Annotated in this window: 7 protein-coding genes; 1 reads left to right on the top strand and 6 read right to left on the bottom strand. The window is 44.3% G+C overall.

Annotated elements, in window-relative coordinates; genetic code table 11:
- The first annotated feature begins 289 nt into the window (after positions 1-289).
- Complete coding sequence (locus tag ACRD64_RS24405) at positions 290-946, top strand: hypothetical protein (RefSeq protein ID WP_430937102.1); 657 nt, start codon at positions 290-292, stop codon at positions 944-946.
- Between the two features lie 291 nt (positions 947-1237).
- Here ACRD64_RS24405 and ACRD64_RS24400 read toward each other — a convergent pair whose 3' ends face one another.
- From ACRD64_RS24400 to ACRD64_RS24375, 6 genes are all read right to left on the bottom strand, one after another.
- On the bottom strand, positions 1238-2299 hold the full coding sequence (locus tag ACRD64_RS24400; RefSeq protein ID WP_430937100.1) for a glycoside hydrolase family protein: 1062 nt from the start codon (positions 2297-2299) through the stop codon (positions 1238-1240).
- Between the two features lie 30 nt (positions 2300-2329).
- Positions 2330-3832, bottom strand: a complete 1503-nt coding sequence (locus ACRD64_RS24395) for a sulfatase (RefSeq protein WP_430937098.1) — start codon at positions 3830-3832, stop codon at positions 2330-2332.
- Between the two features lie 6 nt (positions 3833-3838).
- Positions 3839-5227 (bottom strand): sulfatase family protein, encoded by a 1389-nt coding sequence (locus tag ACRD64_RS24390; protein WP_430937096.1) that lies wholly within the window; start codon positions 5225-5227, stop codon positions 3839-3841.
- Positions 5224-6690, bottom strand: a complete 1467-nt coding sequence (locus tag ACRD64_RS24385; RefSeq protein ID WP_430937094.1) for a sulfatase family protein — start codon at positions 6688-6690, stop codon at positions 5224-5226. Before ACRD64_RS24385 ends, ACRD64_RS24390 begins: the two co-directional genes overlap by 4 nt.
- 59 nt (positions 6691-6749) lie before the next feature.
- Positions 6750-8378: a glycoside hydrolase family 172 protein gene (locus ACRD64_RS24380; RefSeq protein WP_430937092.1), complete on the bottom strand. Its 1629-nt coding sequence runs from the start codon at positions 8376-8378 to the stop codon at positions 6750-6752.
- A 47-nt stretch (positions 8379-8425) separates the two neighbouring features.
- A partial coding sequence (locus ACRD64_RS24375) for a sulfatase family protein (protein WP_430937090.1) occupies positions 8426-9893 on the bottom strand: 1468 nt, incomplete at its 5' end.

Genomic DNA, 9893 nt, shown 5'->3' with positions numbered 1-9893 from the left:
TTTGTCTTGTAGCGACCCCATAAATGCCGGTAGCCAGGTCATTTTGGCCGGTAGCGACCCCATAAATGCCGGTAGCAGGGTCATTTTGGCCGGTAGCGACCTCATAAAAGCCGGTAACCCGGCACTGTGTGAAACAGAAACATGTGTAAATACCGAAAATCCATAGTTCGTGTATAAAATGGATGCTTTTATGGCAATAATAATTCTTTTCGTAAAAAGAAATAGGCTGTCGTATGGAAGTAGCGGATAGATTTTTTAACTTATTGATTCAAATTTTAAAACTAATATTATGGGAAACAAAAGTAGTATTAATGACAAATTAGAGTATTCGCGTGTTGCCATTTACAATGCACATGACGACGAAATTATCCGTGCCCGGTTTGCGCCTTTTGGCTTCGATGAAAATCGTCACCTGGCCAACAAGCAATTGTTTCAGGAAAGCAATGATTTGATCTTAAAAAACGAGCAGGAGAATGCCGAATGGAAACTAGCCAGCGAAGCATTTAATGAAACGCTGGGATCTTCCCGCAAGAAGTTACGCCGCATTCGGCAGTCGCTTAAGTTCTGGTATGATGCCGACACACCGGAAGCGGTTGAAATGGGTTTGTACAACAGTAAAATCAGTAAATATGCCGATTTTAAGAAAATAGCCCAAAACTTCTACTCCGTCTTGTTAAGCAAGGAAGAGGTATTGGCTAAGCTGGTTCCTTTTGGTTATACCGCTGAGTCTATCCTGGCAGATTCGGAAGAGGTAAATTCGCTGGACCAATTACGCAACAAACGGGAGCAAGAGAGCGGGGATGCACAGTATGCCACCAAAGAGCGTAATGCTAAATTGGATGAGCTGGATGAATGTGTTTCTGAAATGGTACGTCTGGCCCGTCTGATTTTTCGTGACGACGAGTCGCAATATCTTGAAAAATTAGGTATCACCTCGCGTTCTTAAACCCGGATGATGTATTAGAAATACGTCATGCGCATTTAAAACACCATAAAACAAGGCCTTGCCGAAACGAGGCCTCACTTGTCCCGATTACTTTAAGGAGCATCGTTCTGGTGAGTTGAAGTGAAGCAGCGGAGTGCCTTGTTTTAAAGTAATTTCAATGTGTAATAGAATTTCTAATGCATATTGCGGGTTACATATTATCCATACCAACAGCATGGGTATCCCCACCATAGTTTTCATTTTTTTCAGATTTAGATGAAGCATACAAGCCGGGCTAATCGAAGGTAACGACTACTTTGTCGAGAATTGGCCTGGATTCTTGATACGCAAAACACACGAGCAACTTGTATTTCCCCCTGTAATATTGATGCCTGATGCCACATACAGATACCTTGGTTTTCCATCCATCATCAGTATTTGCGGACGTTCGAATTTTTTGCCCCGAAGAATGGTGGCATTCTTTACGGACTCACTCCCCACATAGTGTTCGATCCTATCAAAGCCGAGTACGGGTATATCGAAATGGAGTCCATCCTCCGATTTCCATAAATATCCCTCTCCTTGGTGATTATTGGTTGTAAGGAAACAGACCTTTCCATCTTCAAAGAAAGCATAACCATCCTCAATCTCGGTATCATTGCCGGTCAGGTATTCTTTATGAAAAACGTATGGTCCTTCCAACTTATCAGCGATGGCTACCCCCATGCGCCTCACATCCCCCTTCTTCATCGCTTTGTAATATAAAAAATAACGGCCATCGGGATGGGCAAAGAGCGCCGGGTTATTCACCCCCACCACGGAGCCATGGCTCCAGATCAAAGAATCTGTGGGCGGTTCGAGGATCAATCCATGATCACCTGCCTTTTTCCAGGGACCTTCCGGGCTATTTGCAATCATCATTCCAATACGCTGCGAAGCCACCTTTTCGTTTCGGGAACCTCCGCTATTTGCAATGTAAAGCAACACGTATTGGTTGTTTACCCGATGAACATTGGGATTGTGAGGGGATTTTCTATCCCATGTATCTGTTTCAGTTCCCCTTATTACCACTTCTTTAAAAACAAAGGGGCCTTCCGGGCGATCGCTAACATATCGTGCGATTTCACAATGGGTGATCCATGCACCAAACCCTTCCTCGACGGGCCAGCGCGAAACAAAAAGATGTGTTTTGCCATTGGGGCCAATTACCGGTGATGCCCCCCAAACATGATAGCCTGGTTCTTCCACCGCTATCCCGGCATACTCCAGCCGATCTGCCCATGAGCGGTTAACCCGTTGTTCTTGCGCGCAAACACCCGTAAAGCGCAAAAACCCTGAAATACAAATCAGTGTAATAAGTAATTTTTTCCTCATCCTATATTTTTTATCACATGTCGCTTCCCCTTAATACGCCAATACTGAAGCAGGCGGCAGCGGCACTTTGTTTTCTTTACGCCATGTTACCAGTTCGTCCAGTAAATCATCTGCTATTGGCTTATTTGCGTCCACCAGATTTTCACTTTCCTTGAGGTCAGCTTCCAGGTTATATAATTCTGTTTTTCCATCATTCAGAAACTGAATCAGCTTCCATTTTCCTTTACGGATAATGGAACATGGCGGATTTTTGTAGGCACTTGCCAGGTGCCAGAACAGCGGACGTTCCTTTTCCTTTTTCCCGTTCAACAAAGGCACCAAACTTTGCCCATCCAGGGTTTCGTTATAATCGCTGATATTGGCCAGCTCCAGGAAAGTAGGAAAATAATCCATTCCGCAAATAGGCGTTTGTGAAATTCCCGGCGTAATCCGTCCTTTCCAGTTCGCAAATGCGGGCACGCGAATGCCCCCTTCGTACACCGTACCTTTTGCGCCCCGCAGGGTATTTGTGCTGCTTTGCAAACCGTTAAACCCGTTGTCGGAGGTAAATATCACAATCGTATTTTCACGCAATCCTTCTTTATCCAGGTAATCGAAAATTCGTTGTACGTTCTCATCAATGGACGCTATCATGGTGGCATAGCCCGCAATTTCCTCAAGCCTTTTGGTGCCTTGTCCCGTAACCGTATCCGGGGCTTTTTCCATAAATTTCCGCAACCACGCCGTGTTCCTGGGAACGGTGGGACGGTGTGGCGCATAATAGTGCAGGTTCACAAAAAATGGTTCGCTTTTGTTGCGCTTGATAAAATCAATGGCATCATCGGTCAACCTGTCGGTTAACCATTCGTCCCCTTCCTGATCATCTATAAACGGGTTTTTAAACGGCGCTTTATAGCCGCCACTTTCTGACTTATACCCTTGGTCATAACCACGGGCCGGATCGCCCCACCAGGTTCCACCTACGTTCTCGTCAAAACCACGTCCCCTGGGATAATATTTTTGGTAGTCTTGTTTATGTTTCGCCACCCAGGAGGTATCGCCATTGTCCGGTTGCTTTAGTTTTTGTTGAAATGGATAATCCTTTTCAGCTTCAGGATCTGGCCCCACAATATGCCATTTGCCCAAATGGATCAGTTTATACCCCGCCTCGTGCAATGGCTCGGCATACACCGGGTGCTCATGGCCAACCGTCCAGCGCGAGAATATATTGGTTTGGTCATTGCCGCGCTCCAATACCGGAACGTTATAAACACCGGTCCTGAATGACTGACGGCCGGTAAGCAACGCCGTCCGGGATGGCGAACAAGTTGGGTACATATAGGCATCGGTAAAAACGAGGCTTTCCCCTGCCAAATTATCCAGGTTAGGGGTTTCAAACCATTGGCTTCCCATAAAACCCACATCCTGCCAGCCCAAATCATCGGCCATAATGTAGATGATGTTGGGTTTTGTGTTACTTTCTTTCTGATTACAAGCCGATAACACGGCAATAGCTATTGGAATTATTGAAATGGTTTGAAGTATTCTTTTCATTATTTATTATTTAATCATTAGGTCTCCTTGCTCTTCCATCCACTGATGAATTGCTATTTTTAACTCCTGCAGCTTATCTGCATATACCCGGTCTTCAGCCAAGTTATTCATTTCTTCAGGATCGCTATTCAAATCGAAGAGCTGAAATTCGGGACGCTGTCTAAAACGCTGCACAAGGTCTCTTGCATTTTTATCATACCCAGCTTTAGTTAACCATGACAGATACATCTTACGCACATCTCTATCTTCAAACTTATCGACATGAAAATAATCGAAACCATTTATGGTGCGCACCGCATACAGGTTTTCAGGCGTTAAAGTCCATATTAGCTTATAGCGACCATCGGTAACAGCACGCGAAGAAAAAGCTGGTCCTTCCGGTCCGCTATTGTATATAAAAAATGCTTTCTCGCGGTGTTCTTTCTTTTTGCCTGCAATAAGCGGAAGCAGGCTTTCTCCATCCATAGACTCCGAAACTACGCCACCTGCTGCGTCTATTAATGTTGGCAAAATATCACAATATTTCCCAATAGCATCCGTTTCAAAATGAGCGGCATAAGGTTTTGGCCATTTCATTATACAGGCCGAACGAACACCTAAATCATAGGTTGTCCATTTTCCGCCGGGCATTCCCACACCATTTTCGTCTAAAACAATAAGCGCTGTACTTTCATCTAACTTATGTTTTTTAAGCGTTTCCCTGGCTTTTCCCACCTGCTCATCAAACAATCTAATTTCGGCCAGGTACTCTCTATAATAGTGACGGGTTTCTTTGGTATCCACTAAATTTTTGGGGAGCTTCAATTCATCCAGGTCCCAAAGTGAAGCATCCCCTGCATCCCAGGGAGAATGCGCATGAACCGAACAAATAATCAAACAGAAAGGTTGCTCTGGATTACGACTCACAAATTCTTCAACCCCCTCCCAATTTTCAGGCGCATTGCCGTGCAAAGTACAATTTGGCGTAAAACCATCAATAAATTCAAATGGATAAACAGACTTTGGCCTGAAATGACGTTTTCCCGTTAAGCCAACACGATAGCCCAATTTCTCCAAATGCTGAACAATACTCAATGTACCAGTTTTTGTTGCTGCATGATTGACGGTACAACCATTTTTATAAGGCGACATACCCGTGTATAATTCGGCACGGGTTGGAGCGCACATTGCCTCGGCTACAAACATGTTTGTAAAACGAATGCCCTCCTCTGCCAGTTTATCAATATGGGGTGTTGTTCCCGGGTTCTTCGAATTATAGCACCCAATATTTGAGGCACTTATATCATCGCCGAGTAGTATTAAAAAATTGGGTTGTGACGATTGACCATAAGCAGATGATACGATCCCAAACCACACAAAAATTAATCCTAATATATTATTCGAATAACTTTTCACTTTATACTTTTTGTTTTTAGGGTATTCACACGACCCATTTCACGATTCCCGCTCCCTTTTTCTTTGCCAATATTCAAGTCGCCCAATTCTGCACGGGCTTTTTCTGCTACCTTCATCAATTCTTCCACTTTCCCGGGATAATGTTTAATTACATTGAACTGCTCGCCCGGATCGCGCCGCATATTATAGAGTTCGGGTTCTTCAATAACTGTATTAATTCTTTTTCCACCATACCCATCGTTGCCCGGTGTTGTATTATACGAACCGTATGAATGTGGTAAAACTAGTTTCCAGTTGCCTTTTCTTACCGCATTTAGGTTGTTCTTGCCATAGTAATACAGTATGGTCTCTCTGGGAGTTTTTTCAAAATTGCCTTCAAAAAGCGGTGTTATGTCTACTCCATCAATTTTATTTTCAGAGAGTTTTCCTCCCGTTATCGATGCAAATGTAGGCAATAAATCAACCGCACAGGCCAATTTATTGCAGACTATACCTTCGGGAACTTTGTTCGGCCACTTAATAATAAAAGGCACCCTTTGTCCGCCTTCCCAACTGGTGGTTTTACCTTCTCGCAGTCCTCCTGCTGAGCCAGCATGGTTGCCGAAGTTTAACCAAGGCCCATTATCCGTTGTAAAAATGATGATTGTATTGTCAGTTAAGTTATTTTTCTCCAGGGCTTTCATGATTTCCCCTACCGACCAATCTATTTCCATCATAACATCGCCATACAACCCTTGTTCGCTTTTTCCTTTGAACTTATCGGATACGCCCAACGGAATATGGGCCATGGTATGGGCTGCGTAAAGAAAAAAGGGTGTGTCGGCATTTCGGTTAATAAAGTCAACTGCTTTTTCGGTGTACAGCGTGGTTAACTTGTCCTGATCGGCAATACTGGCAATGGTATCGATGGTTTCGTTTCCTTCGATTAAACGCAATGCAGGATACCTGCTGTTAGGTTTCTTTTCACCGGTAACATTCGAGTGTGGCCACATATCGTTTGAGTAAGGTAGGCCTAAAAACTCGTCGAAGCCATGCTGTAATGGCAAAAACGCTTCTTGCCACCCTAAGTGCCATTTACCCACACATGCCGTTGCATACCCCTGGTCATGAAACATTTCGGCCATAGTGTACTCTTTTGAATTAAGTCCTATTTTATGCCAGGGAAACAATGCCCCGGTTAATCCAATACGGTTGGGGTAGCAACCAGTCATCAATCCGGCACGCGACGCGCTGCAAACCGGCTGAGCTGCGTAAAAATTTGTGAACCGCATGCCATTGCCGGCCATTTCGTCGATATGGGGCGTTTGAAAGCCTGTAGCACCATAGCAGCCAACATCGCCATAACCTTCGTCGTCGATGAAGACAACGATAACGTTTGGTTTGAGAATTGTTTGTTTTGTCTTGTCTGGTGTGCACCCAAACAAAACGATAGTTAATAAGAATCCTCCAATATATGCTCTCATTTTCTTATACGTTTGATTATATGGTCTAATAATGAATTTCACCAATTATATTTTGAATTTTAGTGCGAGGTCAATACCCCTTCCGGATCAGGCACACGATTGGATGTGGTGGTTGCATCGCCATACCAATAAACCCCTACGCCGTAAGCCATATCGCAGTCGGTCCAGCTCCATACTTCCATATCTAGTTTTAAAGAACTACCAAACGGCATCACATCCAGGGCCCGCGTACGCGTTTCTGTGCTATATCCCAGCGTATTTTTCTCTCCAATTGCTGTTTTTCTATTCAACTTATTATACTTGTGGCTGCGTGGTTGTGCATGAAACGGGTGCTCGTAAAAATCGGTACTCATGCCTCCCCATGAATAGGCATAGTAATCTTCAGTACCCGTACCAAAAATCGACGGGAAGTCTTCGCCATCCACCCATATTTTTTCATCGCCTTCGCCCCACCATTTCTCCACCGGATTCATGATGGTAAGCGCATCGCCAACGTACACGCCTCTTCCTTTTAGCGTTACATAATTCCAATCGGAATATGGTCGTGTGGGCACAGGATACTGTCCCCGCCAGGCGGCATTAAAATACATGCTGTTTTCATCCCATTCCCAATCACCAACAACGGCTTTCAACTGAACATCCACCGATTCCTCACCCAGATTCAAAACCGTAACTTTGGCAGATTCCTGATAAGGCATCACCCAGCGGCAAGATAGTGTTCCGTCTTCACCCACGGTACGATACCAGCCCTGATAAGGGTTCAAACCGATTCCGGAACCAAAGAAATCACCCACAGGACACCAAACAGTTTGTTGTCCGTCAAACTCCATCTGAAGAACAACTGAACGCATCACCAATGAATCGGTATACGAACCCAACTTTAATGAAAGTGAACGTACAGCCGAAGTACCTTGAGGCAGAGCAACTGATTTTTCTTCCTCCGGAGCCAGGCTTTCATGGAGTTTTACATGTTTCCCTTCTTCCGTATTTACAGGGGCTAACAACGTTTCACACACCTGTTTAATTTGTCCTTGAGCCTGGTTAAAGTCTTCCAACGTAAAAGTTTTAATGGCTGTCCCTTCCGCATATTCCCTAAAGGTAAATTGATAGAAAAAAGGCCTTTCCGTTACCGTTATCTTACAACTTTTTGCATAAGGAATAGGGAAAAATGAAACCGCTGAACGCAAAGATTTGTGCGCCAATGGAAAAGGAATAAGTCCGGTTCCATCTAAAAGCCCCATCATATTTCCTTCCAGAACAGGCTCTGGTGATCCGTCCAAATAAAACTTGATGATACTATTAGTCCCCGGGTTTTTTGCATTCCTGAATGGCATCCATGTGCGCACTATTGCACCGGCTCCCTGATGGTCCATTAATACCCATTCTTGCTGCCCGTTGTTATCTTCAATACGAATAAAGTTACTGTCCTTTTCATTCGAGTTAAAATCTTTATTTATAAACCATCCTACAGTGTCTTCCGGATTTACAGAAGCACGGTTATAACTGCTTTCCTGTTTTAACCGGAAATCTTTCTCCGGGAAGCGGGCCACAGCCTCTCTGTCTATCATTTCTGTCAGAAGTGATTCAATACTTACCTCTTTGGGTGGCTGAGCGCATGCGCTCAACATTAGAATGGCCATCAAAAATAGACTTGATAATTGGTACATTTTTCCGGATTTATTCTTCATGGTGTTTATTTAGTTTTTAATGTTTTTTTGTTTTTCAAAAATAATTTTTATTTGGCCACTTTTCCCAATTCCTGATAGGACTTCAGAAGCTCTTTCATTTCTTTTACCTTTTCAGGAAATTCATGATAAAGGTTTGTGGTTTGCGAAGGGTCTTTTTCAAGATTATAAAGTTGGGCCGGTGGGGCATCTTCCTTTATTTTTCCATTTTCGATATCGCTATTCACTTCTCCTGCAAAGGTAATGGCTGCCGGACCTCCAAAAGCATGGGCACCGTGTTTTCCAGACGTAAAACCGCCACCTCCTTGCGCGCCAATATAAATCCAACTGTCCTTGCGAATGGCCAGGTGTGTTTTTCTTTGAGCAGCCAGTAGCACTTCGGTCCGTATTTGTTTGTTGGTTTGTCCGGTAATGGCGCCCAACATATTTTCACTATCCTGCCCCTGGCCTTTCTCAAGTTTTTGCCCGGTAAGTGCTGCTAAGGTGGCCAGCATATCCACATTGCAAATCAACTGTTCCGACACGGTACCTGCTTGAATCTTCTCCGGCCAATGCGCGATAAAGGGAATTCGGTGTCCGCCCTCCCAGGCATCAAACTTAAAGCCCAACAAATCGCCATTTAATCGGTGTCCTTGTCCCCAGGCCTTTTGACCGGTAGCATTAAACATCCCGCCATTGTCGCTGGTGAAAATTACAAGGGTATTTTCGGCTACCCCCATCTCTTCCAGTGTTTGCATCACTTCCCCCACAATCCAATCCAACTCATGCACAAAATCGCCATACAATCCACATTTACTAGATCCCACAAACTGCGGTGCTGGTGTAAACGGATGGTGAATATTGGTGGTGGCATAATACAAAAAGAAAGGTTTCTCTTTTTGTCCTTTCATCCAGTCAAGCGCCTTCCCTTTTAAATGCGTTCCCACTTCATCATCAACATATAACTCATGTGCCTTATCTGCTCCACCAATGGCATCCAATTTCATTTTTTCGAAAACGGCTGCCGTTTTGGCACTTTTACCGTAAACAAAAGGGTCGTCTTCTGCATAACCTACCACATTGTGGTTTTCGACATAAACAAAAGGAGGATGACTGTTTACCACGGGAACCCCATAATAATAATCGAAGCCCAGTTCGTTAGGTCCCGGAGTTAATGGTTTATTCCAATCAACGGGTTCCGTTGTTCCAAAGCCAAGGTGCCACTTGCCAATACAAGCTGTTGTGTAACCAGCCTTTTTAAGTACCGAGGCAATGGTTGTTTTTTGTGTATCGATTATCAGTTTATTTTTAAGGAACACGGGATTATTCAGGTTTCCGTGGCGCACGGGGTATTCGCCGGTAAGCAAAGCATAACGCGAAGGGCTGCACACTGCCGATGCGGAATGGGCATCGGTAAACATCCGGCCTTCCCTGGCCAGTTTATCGATGTTGGGCGTATGCAGTTTGGTGGCTCCATAACAACCCAGGTCGCCATAGCCTAAATCATCGGCATTAATTAAAACGATATTGGGTAGTTGT

Origin of the sequence: Saccharicrinis sp. 156, from assembly GCF_050589685.1 — a bacterium.
Classification (GTDB): domain Bacteria; phylum Bacteroidota; class Bacteroidia; order Bacteroidales; family Marinilabiliaceae; genus Saccharicrinis.
This window is presented reverse-complemented; position numbering and strand designations above follow the sequence as displayed.